The sequence below is a fragment of the Empedobacter sp. UBA3239 genome, assembly GCF_002362875.1.
Lineage (GTDB): Bacteria > Bacteroidota > Bacteroidia > Flavobacteriales > Weeksellaceae > Empedobacter > Empedobacter falsenii_B.
Genome location: NZ_DEVJ01000001.1, coordinates 22,751 through 45,928, shown reverse-complemented (window position 1 = coordinate 45,928; position 23,178 = coordinate 22,751). Strand labels below are relative to the sequence as shown.

20 protein-coding genes are annotated in these 23,178 nt (G+C 33.4%); 4 read left to right on the top strand and 16 right to left on the bottom strand.

The genetic code is table 11. The annotated features are described in order from the left end of the window. The first annotated feature begins 43 nt into the window (after positions 1 to 43). From B4G36_RS00190 to B4G36_RS00180, 3 genes are all read left to right on the top strand, one after another. On the top strand, positions 44 to 730 hold the full coding sequence (locus B4G36_RS00190) for a YceI family protein (RefSeq protein WP_291061117.1): 687 nt from the start codon (positions 44 to 46) through the stop codon (positions 728 to 730). A gap of 161 nt (positions 731 to 891) precedes the next feature. Further along, positions 892 to 1,392, top strand: a complete 501-nt coding sequence (locus B4G36_RS00185; protein WP_291061115.1) for a hypothetical protein — start codon at positions 892 to 894, stop codon at positions 1,390 to 1,392. A gap of 57 nt (positions 1,393 to 1,449) precedes the next feature. Then, entirely contained in the window at positions 1,450 to 2,010 is a 561-nt protein-coding gene (locus tag B4G36_RS00180; RefSeq protein WP_280051221.1) for a cytochrome b/b6 domain-containing protein, read from the top strand. Between the two features lie 33 nt (positions 2,011 to 2,043). Here the strand turns inward: B4G36_RS00180 and B4G36_RS00175 are convergent, their stop codons facing one another. The 6 genes from B4G36_RS00175 to B4G36_RS00150 all read right to left on the bottom strand — a co-directional run bounded on the left by B4G36_RS00175 (position 2,044) and on the right by B4G36_RS00150 (position 6,652). Continuing rightward, the gene (locus B4G36_RS00175; RefSeq protein WP_291061113.1) at positions 2,044 to 2,577 is read right to left on the bottom strand and encodes a hypothetical protein; all 534 of its coding nucleotides are present in this window, start codon (positions 2,575 to 2,577) and stop codon (positions 2,044 to 2,046) included. Between the two features lie 35 nt (positions 2,578 to 2,612). Then, positions 2,613 to 2,996 carry a DUF423 domain-containing protein gene (locus B4G36_RS00170; RefSeq protein ID WP_291061111.1) on the bottom strand — a complete coding sequence of 128 codons (384 nt, stop codon included), beginning with the start codon at positions 2,994 to 2,996 and terminating at the stop codon, positions 2,613 to 2,615. An 18-nt stretch (positions 2,997 to 3,014) separates the two neighbouring features. Continuing rightward, a complete protein-coding gene (gene tsaB / locus B4G36_RS00165; RefSeq protein ID WP_291061109.1) occupies positions 3,015 to 3,686 on the bottom strand; it encodes a tRNA (adenosine(37)-N6)-threonylcarbamoyltransferase complex dimerization subunit type 1 TsaB in 672 nt (223 codons plus the stop codon). Positions 3,687 to 3,838: 152 nt separating this feature from the next. Continuing rightward, a complete protein-coding gene (locus B4G36_RS00160) occupies positions 3,839 to 5,161 on the bottom strand; it encodes a TolC family protein (protein ID WP_291061107.1) in 1,323 nt (440 codons plus the stop codon). A 97-nt stretch (positions 5,162 to 5,258) separates the two neighbouring features. Then, positions 5,259 to 5,585 carry a gliding motility protein GldC gene (gene gldC / locus B4G36_RS00155; RefSeq protein WP_038335027.1) on the bottom strand — a complete coding sequence of 109 codons (327 nt, stop codon included), beginning with the start codon at positions 5,583 to 5,585 and terminating at the stop codon, positions 5,259 to 5,261. 17 nt (positions 5,586 to 5,602) lie between these two features. Beyond that, positions 5,603 to 6,652 carry a gliding motility protein, GldB gene (locus B4G36_RS00150; RefSeq protein ID WP_219033845.1) on the bottom strand — a complete coding sequence of 350 codons (1,050 nt, stop codon included), beginning with the start codon at positions 6,650 to 6,652 and terminating at the stop codon, positions 5,603 to 5,605. 100 nt (positions 6,653 to 6,752) lie between these two features. On the opposite strand from B4G36_RS00150, the gene nadE reads away from it, so the two are divergent. Next, positions 6,753 to 7,547, top strand: coding sequence for an NAD(+) synthase (gene nadE / locus B4G36_RS00145; RefSeq protein ID WP_291061105.1), 795 nt, complete (start codon positions 6,753 to 6,755; stop codon positions 7,545 to 7,547). A gap of 228 nt (positions 7,548 to 7,775) precedes the next feature. Here the strand turns inward: nadE and B4G36_RS00140 are convergent, their stop codons facing one another. From B4G36_RS00140 to ccoS, 10 genes are all read right to left on the bottom strand, one after another. Further along, a complete protein-coding gene (locus B4G36_RS00140; protein ID WP_221854263.1) occupies positions 7,776 to 8,156 on the bottom strand; it encodes a VanZ family protein in 381 nt (126 codons plus the stop codon). Then, on the bottom strand, positions 8,149 to 8,529 hold the full coding sequence (gene gcvH / locus B4G36_RS00135; protein WP_038335019.1) for a glycine cleavage system protein GcvH: 381 nt from the start codon (positions 8,527 to 8,529) through the stop codon (positions 8,149 to 8,151). The genes B4G36_RS00140 and gcvH overlap by 8 nt, the downstream gene beginning before the upstream one ends. Positions 8,530 to 8,550: 21 nt before the next feature. Beyond that, on the bottom strand, positions 8,551 to 15,744 hold the full coding sequence (gene sprA, locus B4G36_RS00130; protein WP_291061103.1) for a cell surface protein SprA: 7,194 nt from the start codon (positions 15,742 to 15,744) through the stop codon (positions 8,551 to 8,553). Further along, positions 15,744 to 16,325, bottom strand: a complete 582-nt coding sequence (gene ruvA, locus B4G36_RS00125) for a Holliday junction branch migration protein RuvA (RefSeq protein WP_219033851.1) — start codon at positions 16,323 to 16,325, stop codon at positions 15,744 to 15,746. Before ruvA ends, sprA begins: the two co-directional genes overlap by 1 nt. 531 nt (positions 16,326 to 16,856) lie before the next feature. Further along, the gene (locus tag B4G36_RS00120; protein ID WP_280051212.1) at positions 16,857 to 17,573 is read right to left on the bottom strand and encodes a sulfite exporter TauE/SafE family protein; all 717 of its coding nucleotides are present in this window, start codon (positions 17,571 to 17,573) and stop codon (positions 16,857 to 16,859) included. Further along, positions 17,558 to 18,001 (bottom strand): FixH family protein, encoded by a 444-nt coding sequence (locus B4G36_RS00115; protein ID WP_286495315.1) that lies wholly within the window; start codon positions 17,999 to 18,001, stop codon positions 17,558 to 17,560. The genes B4G36_RS00120 and B4G36_RS00115 overlap by 16 nt, the downstream gene beginning before the upstream one ends. A 4-nt stretch (positions 18,002 to 18,005) precedes the next feature. Next, a complete protein-coding gene (ccoG, locus tag B4G36_RS00110; RefSeq protein WP_221854265.1) occupies positions 18,006 to 19,487 on the bottom strand; it encodes a cytochrome c oxidase accessory protein CcoG in 1,482 nt (493 codons plus the stop codon). Between the two features lie 103 nt (positions 19,488 to 19,590). After that, on the bottom strand, positions 19,591 to 20,538 hold the full coding sequence (locus B4G36_RS00105; protein WP_114997968.1) for a cbb3-type cytochrome c oxidase N-terminal domain-containing protein: 948 nt from the start codon (positions 20,536 to 20,538) through the stop codon (positions 19,591 to 19,593). Positions 20,539 to 20,734: 196 nt separating this feature from the next. Continuing rightward, positions 20,735 to 23,002 carry a cytochrome-c oxidase, cbb3-type subunit II gene (gene ccoO / locus B4G36_RS00100; RefSeq protein WP_291061096.1) on the bottom strand — a complete coding sequence of 756 codons (2,268 nt, stop codon included), beginning with the start codon at positions 23,000 to 23,002 and terminating at the stop codon, positions 20,735 to 20,737. Continuing rightward, positions 23,002 to 23,166: a cbb3-type cytochrome oxidase assembly protein CcoS gene (gene ccoS / locus B4G36_RS00095; protein ID WP_019974626.1), complete on the bottom strand. Its 165-nt coding sequence runs from the start codon at positions 23,164 to 23,166 to the stop codon at positions 23,002 to 23,004. Before ccoS ends, ccoO begins: the two co-directional genes overlap by 1 nt. Positions 23,167 to 23,178 lie beyond the last annotated feature (12 nt).

Sequence of the window (23,178 nt, the reverse complement as noted above, 5' to 3'; positions counted from 1 at the left end):
TTTATATTATAGTTTTGTAAAAGAAAAAATTAAAAAAAGCAATATGAAAAAATTATTCTTAGGATTGGCTGTTGTTTCTGCTGTTGCATTAACTTCTTGTGGAGGAAAAACTGAAACTAAAGCTGCAACTGAAGCTCAAGAAGGAGCAACATCAACTGAAGGAGCGGCAGAATATACTGTTGATACAACTGCATCTGTTGTAAATTGGAAAGGTGGAAAAACTTTTGACGATATCAACAAACCAGAAGAAGGTCACTACGGAGTTGTAAAATTAAAAGAAGGTTCTGTAAAAGTACACGACGGAGTTTTAGAATCAGGGAAATTTGTTGCTGATTTTGCTTCTTTCGAATCTAAAGATTTAGATGCTGATGCAGAAAGCAAAGGAAAATTAGACGGACACTTAAAATCTGCTGATTTCTTAGACGTTGAAAAATTCCCAACTGCAACTTTCGAAATTACAGGAGTTAAAGCTTTAGAAGGTGGAGATTACAATTCAGAAATTTCTGGAAACTTAGATTTCCGTGGAGTTCCTAAAAATGTTACTTTCAAAGCTAATGTAACTGTTGATGCGAATGGTGTAACAATCAAATCTGAAGAATTCGGAATTAACCGTAAAGATTTCGGAATTGCATTCGTAGGTGCTGGAGGTTCTATCATAAAAGACGAAGTTTTATTACAAGTAGATTTATCAGCTAAACCAGCTGCTGCAACTGAAGAAGCTGCAAAATAATCGAATTGAATATTCATAAAATAATAGAAGCCATTTATCTTAGATAGATGGCTTTTTTGTTTTAGAGGCGAAAAAATATAATTTCTCTCATTTTTTTTGTGATAATTAATTGAACTTAATTATATTCGTACTCATAATTAATAACATACATTAACAAAACAATGAAAACAATTAAGTTCTTCCATCCGGATGAAACATTTAATTATAATATTGAAAAATCGTTATGCAAAGTCGTTTTTCAAGGAAATAAAAAATGTTTGTTGGTCGAAATACATTCGACTGATGACTTAGAACACGTAGAAGGCGATTCGTTACAAAACGATTTTCCTCAACTTTCTTTATTTATTGATGATTTTCCTTTGGATGTAGAATCTGTAGAAGAATTAAACGGTAAAAAAGTTTCTATTCCTTACGGTTTTGCCGAGGAAGAAGACGAAGAAGGTGAAACTGTAGAAGTATATTATACAACGTTGAATGTTTCGGAAGAAGATTACGAAACGGTAAACAACGAATTAACTTTTAGTGTAAACGACAAAGGAATTTTGACCTTGAATTGGAAAGGTGAAGTGCAAGATTTTGTAGAAGAATCTGAAAATGATATTCCTTTCGAAATAGAATGTACATTTGAAGAATTCGAATTCACGGAAGACGATTTTGAATAAAAAAAATACAACAAAAACCTCTCAATTTAGAGAGGTTTTTTTTAATCACTATAAATTATGAAAAAGTTTACTTTAACTCATCGATTATTACATTGGACAATCGGAATATCGATGATAATGCTTTTCTTAACTGGCTTTTTGAGAATGGAATGGATGAGCAAGAAAAATCTTTCTGCTTTAATTACCAATGAAGTTTCAAAAGAAGGTTTAAACATTTCTGACGCTACTTTAAAAACAATTGGAAGAAGTTCTTTAGAACCAATGTGGCAATGGCACGAAATATTTGCTTATATCGCTTTAGGTCTTTTTACTGCCCGAATTGTTTATATGCTGGTAAAGGGAATCCGATTTCCTAATCCTTTGAAAAGTCATTCAACATCCGAAAAGTTTCAGGGAATAATTTATATGATTTTCTATTTGTTAATGCTAATTAATATTGTGACAGGATTTTATTTAATGTGGGGAAATGGAACTTACAAAGACCCAATGGAAGAACTGCATAAAACTGCAATTTATTGGTTTCCTATCTTTTTTCTTATTCATCTCATTGGAGTTATTATCGATGAAGTCAATAAAAATTCTGGAATTGTTTCGAAGATGATAAATGGTAAAGATTAAAAATAGAAAAAGACACTTTATAAAGTGTCTTTTTTATTTAAACATTTGATATATTTTATCTTTTTCGTAACCTTCGATAGTTACTTTTTGATCAATACTATAAAATGTATATTCTTTACGATTATCCGTATCTATAATATAATTCGGAAAAGATTTATTTGGTCTTCTCATTCTTGCTTCTTTGAGATTTTTTCGATCTTTGTTAGATATCAAAAAAGTCTTTTTATCAAGAATCAAAAAATAATATTCTTTTTGCAACGAATAATAGCTACTTGATGATTTTACAGTTAAGATTAATTTATTATCCTTTACTTGATAAGTTCCTTTTGCAAAACCATAATTAGCATCACTCCTTAGTTTACCATTTTTATCAATCTCTCCAAAACAGCTAAGAAAAACAGACTTGTATTGGAATTGATTATTGTTAAACAATTTCAATTCAAAGTTGCTATTAAAACCTTCTAATTTAAAGATTAAAGGAGTGGTCAATACTAATTTATCTTGCGCTTTTGTATTAATTGCAAGTAAAAATAATAATCCAACCAATAATTTATTCCACAAATTCATATAACTGATTAACAATTATATAAATTTAAAGAAAATTATCTTCCTTTCAAAAAAATCCAAGCCAATAAACCCCAACCCATAATCATGAATAATCCTCCAAGTGGCGTAATTGGTCCTAAAAATTTAAGGTTTGCATTCCAATGTTCTGCGAATGACAACAAATAGATACTCACAGAAAAAACAAATGTTCCGGCAATTAAACACCAAGCGGCAGAGCGTTCTAAACCGTTGTTAAATTGAAAATACATTCCAACAGCTAACAAAACAATTGCGTGATACATTTGGTAACGTACTCCAACTTCAAAACTTGCTAATTTTTCGGCAGGCAAAATTTTCTTGAATGCATGAGCACCAAAAGCGCCTAATATAACCGCAATCATTCCGTATAATGAAGCAATTGTCAACACAAGATTTTTCATAAATAATCTCTTTTTATTTTATTCAGATTTCTTTTTTCCAGCCACAAAATCTTTCAAATAATATGGCTCGAAATACGCAACATCTTCAAATGATTTTTGGTTAAATTTTTCTTCCGCAACACGAATCATATCTTTTGCCGATGGAAAAATTTGTATAAACGTAGCATCCAAATGCGCTAAAACTTCTTGACATTTTTCTGCTCCATCACCCACAAAAATAATTTTCTTTCCTTTCAATTCTTCAAAAGAAGTTTCGTCGATTACTTTCGCTTCAGTTTCTGTCAACTGATTTCCTTGCTTATCGAATAAAGCTGTATAGACTTCCATTCGTCTAGCATCAATCATCGGAATGATATAATCGACCTCTTGATTTAATTGTGATTCCGCCAAAATTTGCAACGAATTAATCGCCATCAACGGAATATCAGAACCATACGCAAAACCTTTGGCAGACGAAACGCCAATACGCAAACCTGTGTAAGAACCTGGGCCTTTTGAAACACAAACCGCCTCTATATCTTTCCAATTTATTTGCGCGCCTTCCACGCACCAATCCACAAACTGATTCAGTTTTTCACCATGTGCATAATTTTCATCACTTTCTTCAACCAAACATAGTTGAACGCCATCTTTAGCAATCGAAACCGAACAATTTTTTGTTGAAGTTTCTAAATTTAAGATTGTTGCCATGTTGCAAAGATACACAAGGAAAATTGATGTATAAAGTTTGAATTTATGATTTTAGAATAGATTTAGAAATATTTATTACACTCTGAAACTCTTTTATGAAAATAATTTTCAATAATTTGATTAATATTTTCTCTATTTACTTCATTTAACCTCTATTTTCCTTCCAACGTTATTGGAACGCCAGCATAGAAATCTAATACTTTTTGTTTAAAAATGTAATTGTATTTCGCTTGCAACATTTGCGATTCTGCAACCATCATATCATTACGCGAACGGTTAAAATCGTATTGATTAATGACTCCAGCATTGTAAGATTTTTGTGCAAAATCGTATGAAATTTTCGCATATTTTACCGCTTCTTTCGACGAATCATATGATGCATAAGAGCTATTTACTTCAAAATAAGCAGACTGAACGTTTTTCAACACCTCTTGTTTCGATTGTAGAAGGTCAACTTTTGCTAAATCCTCGTTGATTAATGCTTTCTGAATATTAATTTTATAGGAATATTGATTCCAAATTGGAATACTCACACCAACTCCAAAAACGCCTGTTACATTATGTCCTAATTGCTCTAATAATGCATCTTGACGTAATCTTTTATTGAAATATTGTAGATAATTCGTTCCGAAATTGAAACTTCCTGTCACTTTTGGAAATAATGAAGTTCGCGCGATTTGAGTTTCTTTCGCAGCAACATCAATTTGCAATTCGGCATGTTTTACAGAAGGCTGATTTTGATAAGCCGTTTCTACCACATCATCCAAATTATACAATTGAGACGTTACATTATCTGGAATTTTGACATCAGTTACAGCAAAATTTCGGTAATCATTTAATTGCAACAACATCGCTAAATTGAACAATGCACGCTCTATTTCGATTTGTGCATTTACCACTTCACGTGTATTTGTCGCGACTTCAGATTCAGATTGAGCAACAACAGATTGAGCTACTGAACCAGCTTTGAATTTCTTTTGATTTTGATCCAATAATTGTTTCGAAATAGTTAGATTTCCTACTGCAACTTGTTTCAATTCTTTGTTCAATAAAACCGCCAAATAATAATTTGCAACTTGTAACGAAATATCATTTATCGTCATCGCAGTTTGTACTTTCGACGCTTCTAATTCCAAAGCAGCTTTGTCTTTATTCAATTGAACAACTCCACCATTGTAAATATTGATGCTAGATTGTACGCCAAATGAATGCGCAAATTGATAATATCCCTTTTCTATTGTTGGATTATAAGTTCCGATTGTAAAGTTAGTATCTACATAACCCGAAACCGTTGGCAACCAAGCGTTATAGGTTAATTCTAAATTTTTATTAAAAATTTCTTGGTTGATGGTATTCTGTTGAACAGTCAAATTATTTTTCGAAGCATATTCAATACATTTTTCAATTGTCCATCCTTCTTGGGCAAACGAAGGAAGAGAAGTAATAAATAGTAAAGTAAAAAATAATTGTTTCATAGACTATTCTTGTCAGAAAATTAAAGATATAAAATAAGTCGAATTTCTAACCAAAATGTTACGAAATTCGACTTAAAGTTTTTATTTGGTTAAAATCTTAACCTTTAATTTTTGAAGCAATTGCGAATTCTTCTGCAAAAGCAGCGATTCTTTCTGCAACTTCTTTTTCCTCTGTTGCTCTTTCGTAAGAACTAGACATTGAAATTAAAATTTGGTGAAAGAAACGTTTCATATCATCTTGTGTCATTTCTTTTGTCCACAAATCGATACGCAAAGCCTCTTTTGCTTTATCATCCCAAACAGAAAGTAACATTGCTTTTGTTTCTTCGTGACTAATTCCACCGTCTGGTGCATTCCAAGTCATTTTTTCTGGTACGTGATTTTCGTCCAATTCAATCTCTACCGTAATATTTGTTGTTCTCATAACTTCTAATTATTAGTTTATTTCACAAAATGGTAAACTTTACCATCAATTGTTTTTGTTGTATAATTTGTTGAATTATTACTTTCTAAAGCTGGCTTATATTTAGAATCTTTGAAGATTTTTTGACCATCCATATCATCTAACAAAGCTTTCAATTCTACCTTCGGATTCTCTTTCATGTATTGGCGAATAATTTGCAAACCAATCCAAGCCGCAATTCTTCCTGGAGAATCTTGTTCTATTTCATTATTAAATTTTGAAAATGGACTAACTGCTAAAAAGCGTTTATCCAAAGAAGCATCTGAACTGAATACATAATTTTGCTCCACAAAAAAGTTCCAAATTTGACCTTCGTTCTCAATACACCACTGAATTTGTTCTGGCGTGTAACCAACTTTATATTCGTCTGGTGTATCTGTTAACAATGCATCTTGCAAAATCAATTTCTTCCCTTCATAAATCATTTTATCAATAAATAATTGATTTCTTGGGCTAAATGTTACCACATCATTCGCAATTGCATCAACAGCTTGAGAAGGCAAACGATTAAAATCTAAATTTGTGCGTAAATAACGTTCTACGCCAATGCTATCATATAATTTATTCTTTGACCCCAAATACGCATCCATCGCAATAAACATCAAGCCAGATTGCTGACTAAACATCACAGGATAATCTATATTTTGTAAACCTGATGAATAGGTATAAACCGTCGGAATTTTATATTCTGGAAAATAAAATTGGTAACGTTGAAACATCGGAGTTAACGATTCATTTAAGTTTTTAAAATCTCCAAAAACCTTTCGAGATTGTCCATAAATACTTAATTCTTCTTTATTACGACGTTGACTTTCCCATACATCATCCGCAGTTTTTGCATCAAAAAAGAAAGGATAATCTTTTCGTAAAGTCGCTAAAGGAATCGAATCGTTAAAAAAATCTTGGCTGATATCATGAATATTCAACTGAACATTTTGTTCTTTGACATCCACTTCCCACGATTTTTCTTTTTTGCACGCAGTAAATAAAATTAAACTCGCAAAAGCTAAGCCATATACAAATTTCATTGCTTGGTTATTTAGCTAACAAAAATAGTAAAATAATCTGTAGTATTTTCAACCCTAATTTTTTTCATAATCTGCTATCTTTGAAATAAATTATTAAACTATGCAAACTGAAAAAGTTGTAGAATATATTGTTTCTTGGTTGAAAGATTATTTGGAAACAGCGCACCAAAAAGGCTTTGTGATTGGAATTTCGGGCGGAATTGATTCGGCTGTAACCTCAACACTTTGTGCGATGACAGGCTCCCCTTTACTTAATTTGGAAATGCCAATTCATCAAGAAAAAAATCAAGCGGATAGAGCAAAACGTCATATTGAATGGTTAAAAAATAAATTTTCTTCGCCAATTGATTCAATAGAAGTTGATTTAACCTCAACTTTTGATGCAATGGTTTCGGCTTTACCAGAAACGGAAACGACGGATAAAGTGAATTTAGCTTTGGCCAATACACGTTCTCGTTTGCGTATGACAACGCTTTATTATTTTGCTGGTTTACACAATTATTTGGTTGCAGGAACTGGAAATAAAGTTGAAGATTTTGGCGTTGGTTTTTATACAAAATATGGTGATGGCGGTGTAGATCTTAGTCCTATTGCTGATTTGATGAAATCGGAAGTGTATAAAATTGCTGAATTTTTAGGTATTAATACAGATATTCAAAAAGCAAAACCAACAGATGGTTTGTTTGGTGATGATCGTTCGGATGAAGATCAATTAGGTGCAAATTACGATGAATTAGAATGGGCAATGAAAGCGAAAGAAGCTGGAAAAACTGCAAATGAATTTGAAGGTAGAGAAAAAGAAGTATTCGAGATTTATTCCAGATTAAATCGTATTAACCAACATAAAATGGTTCCAATTCCGATATGTGATATTCCTGAGGAGTTGATGAACTAAGCGGTAAGCACAATTAATTTTTTCAATATAAAAGCAAGCGAAAGGTTGCTTTTTTTTATTTTGATGTGATGTTGAAACGAGTTCAATATGACTTACGTATAAATGTCATTCTGAATAAAACGTTAGTAGAATGAAGAATCGAAGATTCCTCCTAACGTCGGAATGACATTTTCTTAGTTTACACTTGAATAAGTCAAAAAGATAAGAAAAACAAAAAACTCAGTAATACTACTGAGTTTTTTTATGTTGTAAATAATATGCTATTGCGATATATGCGAGGGAGATTCCGGATAAGTTTGCCATTAAATCGACAAAATCAAAACTACGATGAAGTGATGTTAAAATACCTTGCAAAATTTCGATAAGAAAACTTACCAAAAACGGAATTATCATCAAGCGCAGAGTTGTTATTTTGTATGCGACAAATAACAAAATCGTCATCATCCCAAACATTCCACAATGTACAATTTTATCTAAATTATCAATCTCCAAAAAGATTTCTAATTCTTTGATTGTGCTTAATTTCGAGAAATTTTCTTGTGGAAGTAGCGTCAGATAAAACACCAACGCTACATATGCAAAGAATATTATTTTTTTTGTCTTATGCACCAATTAATTCTCCGTAAGCAGCTGCGTCTAATAAAGCATCTAATTGAGAAGCATCTTCAATTTTTACTTTGATAATCCACCCTTTTCCGTAAGGATCAGTGTTGATTAATTCTGGCTCACCTTCTAATTCAGTGTTAAATTCTACAACTTCACCGCTAATTGGCATAAATAAGTCAGAAACTGTTTTTACTGCTTCTACTGTTCCAAATACTTCTTCTTGACCTAAAGTTTCTCCTTCTGTTTCTACGTCAACATAAACAATATCTCCTAACTCTCCTTGTGCGAAAGCTGTAATACCGATTGTTGCTACATCTCCTTCTACAGAAATCCACTCGTGATCTTTACTGTACTTTAAATTGTTTGGAATGCTCATAATGTTTGTTTTATTGTTTTTTTAATTTCCGAATGTAAAGGTAGCACTAAATCCGGCACGAATTTGAGAAATTGGAAAAGCTGTTGAAATTTTATATTTACTCATCATCTGATCCCAATAGAATCTCAAGTTCAAATTCTTACTTACGTTATAATCTGCCGTTATCTTAAACGTCATAATTCGCTGTCCACCTGTAATTTGCGAATCTCCATAAATACTTGTTGGTACGTTTGGATTTTGTACGTCATCAAAGTTATAAATTACTTTTCGAATTGTTGTTTGATTATCTCTTAATGAGAAATCTCCACGAATATTTAAGTCACCTTTGATTGTTTTCTGATTTCCTTGGTAACGAATTTTCATTTTGAAATCTTTGAAAATATATCCAAATCCAACAATATATTCAGATCCATAATCTTCTGTATACGTATAATTTGTTGTGCTTAATGATAATAAACGATCTCTGTTATATTGCGCACGTAATTGCATACTGTTACGGAATGTTAAATCCACTCCCAATAATGGTGAAAATGATTCGATCATCGTAACGGCTCCATATAAATTCTGCGTATAGAAGTTTCCATTTTCATCTTTACCAGTCACTTGTCCACCACCCATAATTCCTGTATCTAACATGAAGTTTGGATTAGACTGAATTCCTGTTGTTGTGTAAGTCGAATTATATGAACTCGAAACCTCAACATTATCAAAATATTTATTGATAATTGGAACAGATTTCAATCCTGTGTACGTTACGCGCCAGTTCGGAACCGGAATAGAACGATTGTATCCTAATTTAGACGAACCTGCATCTTTTCCTTGCACCGCCGCTAAAAATGCTGGTAAAAGTACATCAGAACTTCTTGCATTAAATCCTTCGTAATAACCAAGTCCATCTACATTTCCGCTACCTCTTTTTTGTGCTAAACGTCCAGAAATAGTTTTAGTATTTGTTAGGAATTGCTCAAAAATTGCATCTCCATCTTTGAAAGCTGTTTTGATATTTACGGTCGAAATATTAAGATTTGCTAATTCATCAATGTAAGGATTTTCGACTGCTAAATTGAATCCTGAATGATAAATACGACGATCTTTTGTACGTTTTGCACTCAAATCAATTCGTAAATCTGGAATTGGCTCAATCAAAGCAGTTCCATTAAAATCAGAACCTTTTGTAATTTGATACGCATCCGTCATCAATTCATCGCCAACAATCAATCCTCTTTCAACTAATTGTCGTTTAATATCGAATTGTGTTCCATAAACGAAACCTAAACTTGGTCCATTTTTACCATCAACACCAAAGAAACCTGGCTCGTATAATAATCCTGGAATTACAGCTCCATTTGTTTGATTAAATGTAAAATTAGCTCGTTTTAACGATGATAAAACCATCCAACCATAATCTTTTGCTGTAAATTTATGTTTGAATTTATAAGCTGATTTCTTGTTTGTACGACGTTTTTTAGCAAATAAATTTGTGTAAACTGTATTCAACGAATCAATCTCTGCTCGACGTCCTTTTAAGATCGAATCGTAACGTTTGTATCCTTTAAATTCCGGATAAAATTTTGCAAAATCTAAATCTCCCATCAAGTTGATCGAATTCGAGTTTTGAGCTGTACCTCTACCTAAATTCGCAATTCGTGTTGATGTAGAACCATCAGGATTTGTAACTTCTGTCTCAAAATTTCTGTAAGCAGTAGAAGTTGCAATCCAGTTATAATTCGAAGTAAATCTAGCTTCAACATTCATCCAATTTAGATATGGGAAGAATTTTAAAGGTAATTTATAATTCACCTGAAATTGTTGATCATACTGAACTGGACGTCCAATTGTAAACATATTTTGCCAAATCATATCTTGATCTGCACGCTGGAAAGTTGTTCCATCATTCAACGTCATTGTCGAAGATGTTAAATCTAAACGCAACGATTTTGTCAAATCAAAACCTAAATTATATTGCCAATTGAACAAGAAATTGTTACTATATGTCGGACGCATTAAGCTCGAAGAACTTCCTCCTCCTAAATATTGACTGATATCTCGATATTGTCTTTCGCTATATGTACGCGCAATCTCTGTACGGAAAGAGAAACGTGTTGGCAAAGGATTCACATTAAATTCACGAATAAATTGTAAATATTTTCCTGATTCCTCTTTTGGTTGAACCGCACGCCATTTTTTGAAAGGCTCGTACGATTTTCCTCTAAATCCGAAATTATAATTAATCGACGCTCTTAATTGCTGATTTACATTGTATTGCGTATAAATATCACGGTAATAATTATCCGAATACATCATCGAAACTGAAAAGTTAGAAGGATCGTAAAAACGAACAGGATTGTTGTTATTTGTTGATCTAACTTTTCGAATGTTATTAAAAGCAAAACTTTTAAACTGTGTATAAGTACGAACAACTTTTTCTAATTCGGCTTTATTAGGCGCTTCATCAAAAATAATATCGTTGTCTAACGGATTATATTTTGGATCGACAAAACTTTCCTGAATTGTAAAATCGAACGGAATTTCCATTCCCCATTTCTTTGGTAAGAATTTATCTAATTTTACTTGTGCATTCAACGCGTATTGTAATGATTCGTCCTGATTACGATTTGCAGGACCTTGGTCTATCGCACCAAAACCTACAGAACTTGTGCTTCCTGAGACTTGTACATTTGCGAAGTCACCTAAATTGAACTGCACATTTGCGGAAGCTGCATAACCTCCTTGGTTATCGATTTCGCTCAGACGAAGTTCATTTACCCAAAGTAAAACTTCTTTATCAGATGGTCCAGAAGTATTACGAACCCCAATCATAATCGAAGATACATTCCCCAATGTTGGACGTCCTTTTACATAAACCGTTTTGTTTGGATTCTCTTGATCAAAAGCAAAATTGAAACGTTGCAATGTACTGAAACCATCAGCATCCCTTTGTTTTTTAGCATCTGTAAACAAATCTGTATTCAGATCGATAAAGTTTTCATCTGGCCAAACTGTGCTTTCTGTTGCAGAACTTTGTGGCGTATATTTCAACGGCATTTCATATTCATAGTAATTATCTGTATAATCACTACCTACACGAATAAATAATTTTGTACCATTATCAATCGCATTTGAAGCTCTATCTAATAAGTTTTGAGCAGATACAAACATTTGTAATTTTTTGTATCGACGCAAATCTAAATTTGTATTCTTAAAAATAGCTTTTGAAGTACTTCCTGGTTTAAACTTCGCTTTCAATGTCATCGAAGCTTCGTTCTGAGATTGATATCCCGTTGTTCCTTGTGTTTGTTCACGATAAACTCCAGGAGGAATCATATAACGAGGGCGATCAGTACCATTTCGTTCGATACTAACCTCACCAACTTCTAAATCATCAATATTTTTATCGTCTTCGTAACCCTCTTGATTACTAATAATATAAGGATAAATGTTTTTGGTATAACGACGCCATTCAGAACGAACTAAATCAAACGTACCAAAACGAAGAGTTGTTTCTTCCTCGAAACCTCGCATCACCATACGCATAAAACGAGCAGCTGTTAATACGCTTTCTGCTTGCGCAATAGACGCATCATTGTTTAACTCTTCTACTCCATCTCCGTCAAGATCTAAATCAAAGTTGTCAACAGGAATACGAACTTGATACCATTTAACATCATGTTTCGTTTTGTCTGGAAATTCTCCTTGAACCGTTTTTCTTGCAACAATAAATTTATTGTTTGGATCTTCTAACGTTTGACGGTTAATTTTTAACGTATACTGATTATAGTTTTCTGTCTGATCTAAATTGAAATCACCATTAATATCTTCTGTATCTGGCGTTAAAGATGATGCATGTAAAGGATTATCAGTTGAATTATTTCCTTGTGGATTTCTGAAATAACGGTAACGATCTTGAACCGTATTCCCGATTGATGCACCTCTAAAGCGATCATCTAAGAAGAATAAATAATTATCATTCGCAGGATCTAATTCTCCTGTTACTAAATTATTACTCGTTATTCCATAACGTTGTGCTTCTTCCTCATCTGTTAATCCATTATAACCCAAATCTTGTTGTTTTCGGGCAGCTCCTTCCGTATCAAAAGCATATAAAATTGGATTTAACTGAGGTGTTAATCCCCATTTAGAAGCAACAGTCGCCGCACCATTTCCAGAATGAGGCAATCCATTTTCGTACATCATTTCGCCGTCTTTTAAGACATCTTCCGAAACATTTCCTAAATGTACCAATAGCTCTCCTTCTCCACCTTTTCCATCTGCATAAGGATCCATCATCCAAAACTCGATGTATTCCACATTCGAATCTTTGAAGTTAGAAACTGAAATAGGACGCATAATTGCTCCCCAGTTTTTCGTATCTACTGCATTTGGATTAACATTATAAGGTCCACGTTCTTGCGGATAGAATGTCATATCTAATGTGCTGATGTATGAATTTGTACCAGCCATTACATCACGTTGATCGAAAAGCTCTTTCAGCTTAATGCGACGCGCCATATGCGTTGACATTTGTTGATCTGTTAAAGGCGAGCTTCCTCCCATCCCATAAAAACGAGGATCGATAGAATACCACGATAACATACGACGACCATTGTTGAATGATAAATCGTCATTTTTCATTCCATTTGGGAAGAACGGGTGGTAACCAGAAGCAGAATATCCAGCAGGTTTTCCTGGTGTTGATCCAAATTTCCATGAACCAACATCTAATAAACTAATGCGCGATTGTGCATCTTCGAAATCGTCTATATAAGAATAACCTCCTGTCACTTTGTTCATTCCTGGCATCAAATAAGCCGCCTCTGCCTGAACACTAATGTTCGACATTTGGTCCGTTTTGATTCCCGGAATTTTATTTGTTAAACGAGTTAACCACTCAGCTTCTGAGTTATATTGTGTATTAAGTCCAACAATTGTGTTATTCACAGGTTCTGAACCAAATTGTGTTTTTTGCGTAACTGGACGTTCTTGGTAATTAATTAAAGTTCCACCTAACATAAACTTATCACTAAATTTATGCTCGACATTAATTCCCATGAAACGTTTTTTCTGTAAATTAAATGTAGATTGATTTTCTAAAGAAACATTAATTGGTGCTCCAGAATTTTTCAATTGTTCATTAATGATTTTTACACGCCCCAACTGATAATCTACCGTATAATCTACGCCTTCCGTCAATGTTGCTCCACCTGAAGTTACCTTAACAGAACCTTGCGGCACATTAAAAGCTCCTAATGGAATACCATCTGTCACTGTTCCTTTGTAACGACCTTCTAACGTATAACGATTAGCTAATTTTTCGCCAGAAAGAGTATTTGGTAATTGACGATAAATTTGATTGAAAACGTATTCTTGATTTTGACCTTGTAATTTATTGCTCAAATATTTACCAAAAGGTTCTACAGAAGTAAAAATAATGTTTCCTCTTTCTGTATCAATTGTTAACCCTGGTTGAAAATCGAATAAACCATCACCTTTACTTCCGTCAGGATTTTGTTGTAATTGTCCGTTCGAATTTAATCTATCCATGTTCAGAACTTGAATTAACGATTGCTCTGAAACAGCAGAATTTGGTAAGTAATTTAATTTTCCAGAAGATTGTTCTCCATTATCCTTGAAATTAATATTCATCAAAAAATCTTCACTCGAAACACCATAAGCATTTAACGAATAAATATTTTTCATCATCAAATCCCACATTGGCGAAGCCACATTAACTGCAGAATTTGGTTTGATTAATTTCGCAATAATTGGTTTATCTGTCTCGCTCGACATTTGTCCAACTTTGTATAATTTTGTCGGATCAGAGCTTAACGAATATTGAAACGAAACCGCTAATAAATCTTCACCATCAACCAAAGGCGTATTCAAGGAAATGTATCCTAATTTTGGATAAAAAGTGAATTCGGAAGCATCAAGTTTACGAACATTTTCGTTGACGATAAAGTTTTCTCCATCCTGAAATTGTTCTCCATTGAAAGAATATCCGTTCAAATAACTTCTTGCATCACTAATCTTAGTAAAACCTTGAGAATTAATCTCATTAAATAAGGCATTACTACTATTTTGAGGCGCTGTATCACCTTCTGCAATATCTCGCAAAGCGATAATAGAACGTCTATTCTGTTGATTCCCTCCAGATTTATCAACTTTCCAAACCTCAATATTACTGATATTGATATTACTGTTAACTGCAGGATAATTTGCTAACGCTCTATCGTAACTATTTCTAAAAAATTGACCTAAGAAAAAGTGTCTATTGTATTCATATTTTTCGGCAGCGACTTTAAAATCAGTCATCACACCACCTCCTTGAACCACGATATTTTTAGATTCTGAACGTTGCTCTGAAAAGACAGCCGATACATTTGTACGACCAAATTTAAGATCTGTTCTAACTCCAAAAAGTGATTGCGCCCCTGTAATCAACGAAGTACTAAGCGGCATCGAAATATTACCAACCTCAATATTTTGTAGGATATCATCTTCTCCACCAAATGGATCTAATTTATTCCCTAAAGCCTTTCTCCACTGAAGTTTCATTTGATTTTCGAAGCCAAAACCAGCTTGCGTATCATAATTCACTTTCATCTGAAGATTTTCTCCGACTTTACCCAAAATACTCAATTGCATACGTTGGTTAAGATCCATTGTAAGCGTTTGACGGTTTTGTGGCAACAACATTGGATTATCTATCTTTTGCAAGAAAACACCCAATTCTAAATTTGCATAACCTTGCGGAATCAATGAAATTTCTGATCCACCAAAAATAGTTTCGAAAGCTTTGGATTTCACCTTAAAACTTGGTAAAATACTTCCTTCTTTTTTTCCTCCCTTATCTCCAAAACGTTCTTCACGATAAAATTGATCGTTGGTTTGAGATTTTACTCGGAAATAATTTTTCATGTCTTGATTCTGAACCAAAGTCAGGTATTCTTGACGTGTCAAATAGATAGGTTCGGAAACTAAACTTGTTCCAATTTGAGGATATAAAATATACTGACGCTTTATCGCATCATATTGTACATCGTATTTTATTTGATTATCTAAAAACAATCCACCTTTTTGATCTCGGATAGGAAACTTAAGCGTATCACTTTCCTGAGCCATCACATCGCTCATAGTTCCCATTGCAAAAAGGAAACACAAAGCTGCTATAGTAGAGCCTTTACGAATAGTTTTTGGTTCGTTATGAATCTTCATTAAATTTTCTTCAATGTTTCTTTTACTAAGAATTCCACGTCTGCATCTGGCTGATCTTGTAGGATTTTGTCCATTATTTTCTCTGCAGATTTTTTAGGAATTCCTAAAACTTCTAAAGCAGATAACGCTTCATTCTTAGATTTATTTTTAACCGAAGTAGAATTAACATCTAATATTAAATTTTGATCCAATTTATCTTTCAAGTCAATGATGATTCTTTGCGCTGTTTTAGCTCCAATTCCTTTTACACTTTGCAATAATCTGGCATCTTCTTGAGCGATTGCAGTTGCAATTTCTTTGGAAGAAAGTGTCGAAATAATCATCATTCCAGAAGCTGGACCAACACCGTTAACACTAATTAATTTCTGAAAAATTTCTCGTTCTAGTTTTGTAGCAAACCCATAAAGTATATGTGCATCTTCGCGAACAATCAAATGTGTAAAAATTGTAACCAATTCTTCGTGTTCTAAAGTAGAATATGTATTTAGTGAAATATTGACCCAATATCCGACCCCATTACAATCTATTACAGCATTTGTTGGATAAATCTCGATTAATTTACCTCTTAATTGTGTTATCATTTTGATGTTTATTTAGTTACACTACATATAGTGATAACGTCAAAAATACGATTTATTTTGTAAGGATGAAAGTATTGATTTTAATGAAAGCCCTGTCAAGATTTAAATCTTGACAGGGCTTCAATTGATTTGAATTAAATATTTTGAGAAATCAATTTTTAGTTTTTCATATTGTTGTTGGTTTGAAATATAACCGTCAGTACTAAACGGAGGAAATGTAAATACAGTTTTAAAATAATCGTTTGAATACCCTTTATCACTCACTAATAGGATTATTAAACGTTACTCTCGTTTTAAGACTAGAACATCTTAATTTATCATCATAATTTTTATCAAATGAATAAGGTAATGGTTCAAAATAACCCTCATAATTTTTTCACAAGGATATAATCCGTCAGATTCTAATGGACTTTGTTCAAATACTTTTCCAAAATGTTGAACTATAAATAATATTATTATTGAAATTAATAAGGATAAAATAATAATTTTTGAATTTTTCAAATTCAAAAATTCAATTAATTACAAATAAATTTACATACAATGCTCATCCATTCCATTTAGCTGAAGTGCTTCTTTGGCTGGTGAAATGAAAGGAATGTTTAATTCTAATCCGCGAAGGATAAATAATACACCCAAAATAAGTGTGATAATTGGTAAGATTTTTAAGATAGTTTGACGTTGTTTCACTGATAAAAAATTACCAAATAAAACGGTGGCAAACATTAAAGGCAAGGTTCCAAGTCCAAAGAAGAACATGAATAGTGCACTTTTGTAAACTGATCCTAAACCAATGGCTGCTGTAAGTGAAGCGTAAACCATTCCGCAAGGTAAAAGTCCGTTTAATAGACCAACTATATAAAGAGAGGAAGAATCTTTCTTGATTAAGAATTTACCAAGAGAGAGTTTTACTTTTACCATCAAGGCGTTTACAGGACGAAGTTGCGTAGCACCATTTTCGTAAAATTTTGGAATCATGACCATAATAATCATCAAAACTCCAATCAAAATACTTAGATAATTTTGTAATCCAACAAATGAAAATGATTCGCCAATCAATCCTAAAATTGCACCTAAAATTGTATAAGTGGTTACACGTCCTAATTGATAAGTCAAATTACGAAGTGTAAATTTTAGTTTGTTTTGAGATTCTAATCCCAAAGATAAAGCAATAGGTCCGCACATCCCCACGCAATGCAGGGACGATGTAAGACCTATGGATAATGCTATTATAACTATTGTGAAATCCATCGAATGGACTTTTTAATCAAATAAGTTTGATTATTTTCTTTCCAGCTTAAAGTTAATTCGTATTCTCCATCAATTAACTTAACAGATGGTACTAAAAAATTCTTTTTATCAGATAATTTAATCGGCATTTTGACATCTTTTGTTTCGTCATCATTACGCATCAAAAAAATATCTCCTTTAAAATCGGAAGCAGTAGTTGCTGGAAATTTAAATAAAAATCCATTTGCTTGTACAATAACTTCTGGTTTCTCGGTCAAAGCATTTGCTCGTTTTTCTGCATTTATTTCATCCTGAAAATGAATTTCTTTTTCGTAATAATCCTCGGTTACCATTCCGCCTGTATCTCCTGCAAAATATAACAACGATAGAATGAATATCATAAAACATCCCAAAGCAATTGCTACATAATGTCCCCAATTTAACTTCATATGATTAATATTTGAATGGAGCTGAGAAGCTCGTTTCGTATTTATCGATTACTTTTCCTTTTTGATTGACTAATCCAATCACTACTTTTTCTTTGTACGATTTAACTTCATCCATTGGAATTTTCAAGAAGAATTTTCCTTGGATGATTTGACCTTTTTCCATGTTCAATTTATTCTCGCCTTCGTACATTTCTACTTTTGAGTTTTTGTGTGATAGCAATTGAACTGTTACAATTTGGTCTGCATTTGTTTTATTGTACAATGTATACTCGAATTGATTAACGTAATATTTACCTTCTACCTTGTAATCTGTTCCAGGAACTTTAAGGTATTTAGATTCTACATCAGACCGAGAGAACAAGAAAGCTGTCATTGCTCCAATTAATAATAATAAAGCAAATGTATAAGCAGCTAATCGTTTTGTGAATTTGAATTTTTCGCCACGTTTGATATCATCTTCCGAAGCATAACGAATCAATCCTGTTGGTAAACCGACTTTTTCCATTACTTCGTCGCATGCATCAATACAAGCTGTACAGTTAACACATTCTAATTGGATTCCGTTACGAATATCAATTCCAGTAGGACAAACAACAACACATTGACCACAGTCAATACAATCCCCTTTTCCTTTTGCTTTACGATCTTCGTTCTTTTTGAATTTTGCTCGACCAGCTGTTCCTTCACCACGTTTAAAATCGTATGTTACATTGATTGTATGCGAATCAATTAATACACCTTGGAAACGTCCGTAAGGACAAACCAATGTACACGCTTGTTCGCGGAACCATGCGAATACGAAATAAAACATTGCTGAGAAGAAAACTAATCCAACCAATGTTCCTACATTTTCGGCTGGCCCTTCTTTTATAACTGCGTATAAAGCATCAGCTCCAATAATATACGCTAAGAAAACATTAGCAATAATAAATGAAATGATAGCGAAGATGGTCCATTTCAATAATTTTTTACGAATTTTTTCTTCGTCCCAATCTTGTTTATCTAATCTAATTTGTTTTGCTCTATCTCCTTCTATGGCGTATTCTATTTTTCGAAAAACCATTTCCAAGAAAATTGTTTGCGGACATACCCATCCGCAGAACAAACGACCATAAGCCATGGTAAATAATACGATGAAAATAATTGTCGTGATCATTCCTAAAGCTAAAAGGAAGAAGTCTGATGTAAAAAATGGAAAACCAAATAAAATGAATTGGCTGTGCAAAACATCAAATTTGAACAATGGATTTCCATTAGGTAATTTAAAGAAAGGCGCTAAGATTAATATTGCTAACAATACATAACTTACATACGTCCTATAGTTTGTAAACTTACCTTTTGGTTTTTTAGGATAAACCCATTTACGTTCTCCGGTTCGCTCCATGGTTCCAATGGAACTACGAACATCTTCGTTCATTTGGCTGTTTTCATCCAAATAATCGTCTAAATTAAATTCATCTTTTGGGTCAGAATTTTGAACACTCATTATAGTGAATTTTAAATATATACAAATTTACGACTAAAAAAGAAAAGAGAGCTTATAAATAAGCTCTCTTTCAATATGATATTTGTTGTAATTATTCAATCAATTACTTTTGTTTCCATGCTTCCATTAAGTCACCTTGAGGAGCAGCTGCACCTTCTGCAACTGTTTTCGTAGGTTCTTTTTGGTTGATGTAATATACGTAAGAAGCTACTTTCTCAATTGCTAATCCAGATAACTCTTTACGTTGTCCAAATGCACGCATTTGAGGATTGTGAGGAGATCCATTGTAAACAATGTGATAAATATTTTTGAATAAACTATCTTCTACATGATTCACCCAGTAATCATCCGTTAAGTTTGGTCCAATACCTCCTTTACCACCTTCCATGTGACATTGTGTACAATTTTGCTCAAAGATTTTTTTACCTTGTTCTACGATTGCAGGATCGTTAGATTTGTTTACAGCTCCTGTGATATCAATATCATTTGCAACTGCCCAAATACTATCTTGCGCATCTTTGTAAACCATTTCTTCTTCGTATTCTTTGTCCATGTGAGCAAAGTCTGTGAAGCTATATGCCATTACGTAAACTACCATAAATACTACACCAAAGTAGAATAATGATAACCACCATTGTGGTAAAGCATTGTCTAACTCTTTGATTCCGTCAAAACCGTGATCTAAGATAATAGATTCTTCTTCTTCGTCTGATTGTTTTTTACCAGCACTACTGAACAATCTTTTGAAGTAACCTATTTTACCATCTTCTAAATATTTAGCTTGTTCTTCTTCAGATAATCTTTTAAATTTCTCTGCTTCAACAACTTTGTTTAAAGCATTGATGATTAAAAGCATCACGATTGCAACTGCTAATACTGCCCAGAAAATTCCTTGCGCAAACACATGTTTCAAGTGCTCCAATAAATTGTGAATCATTCCTTGAAAACCTGGTTCTGGCACCACATCTACTGGCGTCACCATTGTAAACGCTAAGATTACTGCTAATAGCGTTAATGGGATAAATATATAAGCCGGGGTACGTTGTCTCATTTTGTATTATTTTTTTCGTTCTCTTCTGGTTCTAAATCTAAAGCTGCTGACTCGTTGTCTTTGTAATACTCTTTTGGTTTTTTCATAACCTTAACAAAAATCGTCACAAAGACTGCTATAAATCCTATTAGGATTAATGTCTGCAACAAAGATGCATACTCATACTGAGAAAGGAATTCTTTATAATATTTTAACATTAGTTACTTGCTGTCTCTACTTGTTCAGCTTTTATATCTGTTCCTAAACGTTGTAAATATGCGATTAACGCTGTAATCTCACGATCTCTTAACGGAACAAACTCTTTACCTTGTTGTTTAGCTTCTGCTTCTTTTTTCGCATATAACTCTTTCAAGTCAGATGCATCTTTAAAGATAGTTTGCTCAATTGCTAAAGCTTGTTTGTTCATAGAAACTTGCATACTGTCAAAATCTTCTTGTTGATAAGGAACACCTAATGCAACCATTGATTTCATTTTATCACGCGTCAACTCACGGTCTAATTTATTATCAATTAACCAAGGGTAACGAGGCATGATAGAACCATCTGATGTAGAACGTGGATTCCACATGTGTTTGTAATGCCAAGCATCTGGGTTTTTACCTCCTTCGCGGTGTAAGTCTGGACCAGTTCTTTTAGACCCCCATAAGAATGGGTGATCGTAAACAAATTCTCCTGCTTTAGAGTATTCACCATAACGTTTTACTTCGTCACGGAATGGACGAACCATTTGCGTATGACAAGCATTACATCCTTCACGAATATATAAATCACGTCCTTCTAATTCTAACGGAGTATAAGGTTTGATACTTGCGATTGTAGGTACGTTTGATTTTACTACGATTGTAGGAACAATCTCTACTAAACCACCAACTGCTAAAGTTAATACTGCTCCAATTGTCATTACCAATGGAGTTCTCTCAATCCAAGAGTGAACACCTTCTCCTTGTGCACGTGTAGAAGCTTTTGGTGCTAATGCTGGTGCCTCTGCTTCTTCATTTGCAACAAAGTGTCCAGATTTTACAGTTCTCCAAACATTGATAATCATTAAGATTGCTCCTATTAAGTATAATGTTCCACCGAATGCACGTAATGGATATAACCATTGTTTAAGAATTGTAACTGTTTGTAAGAAGTTACCATATTCTAATGTTCCGTCTGCTGCGAATTGTTTCCACATTAAACCTTGTGTCCATCCTGCAACATACATAGGAATTACCCAGAATAAGACACCGAAAGTACCAATCCAGAAGTGAGCATTAGCCATCTTAACAGATGCTAATTTTGTGTTGAATAATTTTGGAGCTAAGTAATAGATCATACCAAAAGCGATAAATCCATTCCATCCTAAAGTACCTACGTGTACGTGAGCAGGAACCCAGTCTGTAAAGTGACCAATTTTATTTAATGTTTTTGTAGCTAGCAATGGACCTTCAAATGTGGCCATACCATAACATGTTAAAGCTACAACAAAGAATTTCAAAATAGGATTTTCTCTTACTTTATCCCAAGCTCCACGTAGTGTCAGTAATCCATTTAACATACCTCCCCATGATGGTGCAATAAGCATAATTGAGAAACCTGTCCCTAATGCTTGTGCCCAACCTGGCAATGATGTATAAATCAAGTGGTGTGGACCAGCCCAAATATAAATGAAGATTAATGACCAAAAGTGAATAATAGACAATTTGTATGAGAATACTGGTCTATTTGCAGCTTTAGGTACAAAATAGTACATCAAACCTAAAATTGGAGTTGTAAGGAAGAATGCTACTGCATTATGTCCATACCACCATTGTACTAACGCATCTTGAACTCCTGAGTATAAAGAATACGATTTTGGAGCTGTTAAGCTAAAAGTAACTGGAATTTCCAAGTTATTGAATACGTGTAACATTGTAATTGCTGCCCAAGTTCCGATATAGAACCAAATTGCAACGTACAAGTGACGTACACGACGCTTAGCAATCGTTAAGAACATTTGTGCTCCAAACAATACCCAAACTAACGCGATTAAAATATCAATTGGCCATTCGTGCTCAGCATACTCTTTAGAAGTGTTGTATCCTAAGATAAATGTTACAAATGATAATACAATAAATAATTGCCATCCCCAGAAAACGATCCAGCTTAAAACATCGCTGTACATTCTGGTTTTCAACAACCTTTGCATTGAATAATAAGCTCCAGTAAAGAAAGAGTTCCCAACAAAGGCGAATACCGCAAATGTTGTGTGAATCATTCTTAATCTACCAAAACCAAGTTTTCCTTGCGAATTGATTAAGCCTTGGATGTTCCCTCCGATTGTACCATCATCCGATCCGAAGATGTATTCTGGTAACGTTGGAAAAAACAACAAAGTTGCAACCAATACTCCAAAGAAAAATGCCATAACTGCCCAAAACAATGTGGCATAAAGGAAATACTTTACGATCTTATTGTCGTAACTAAAAGTCTGCATTTGCATTATGAGTCGATTTTATCTTGTGTTTTTTTATCATCTTTTAACATTCTCACTGCTGGGGATTCATCCTCATCAAATTGTCCTTTCTTATACCCTAAAAAGAATAAAAGAAGGAAAATTGCCCCCAAAGAGACACTAACTAATATCATTAATAATAATATCCCCATAGCTCCACAAAA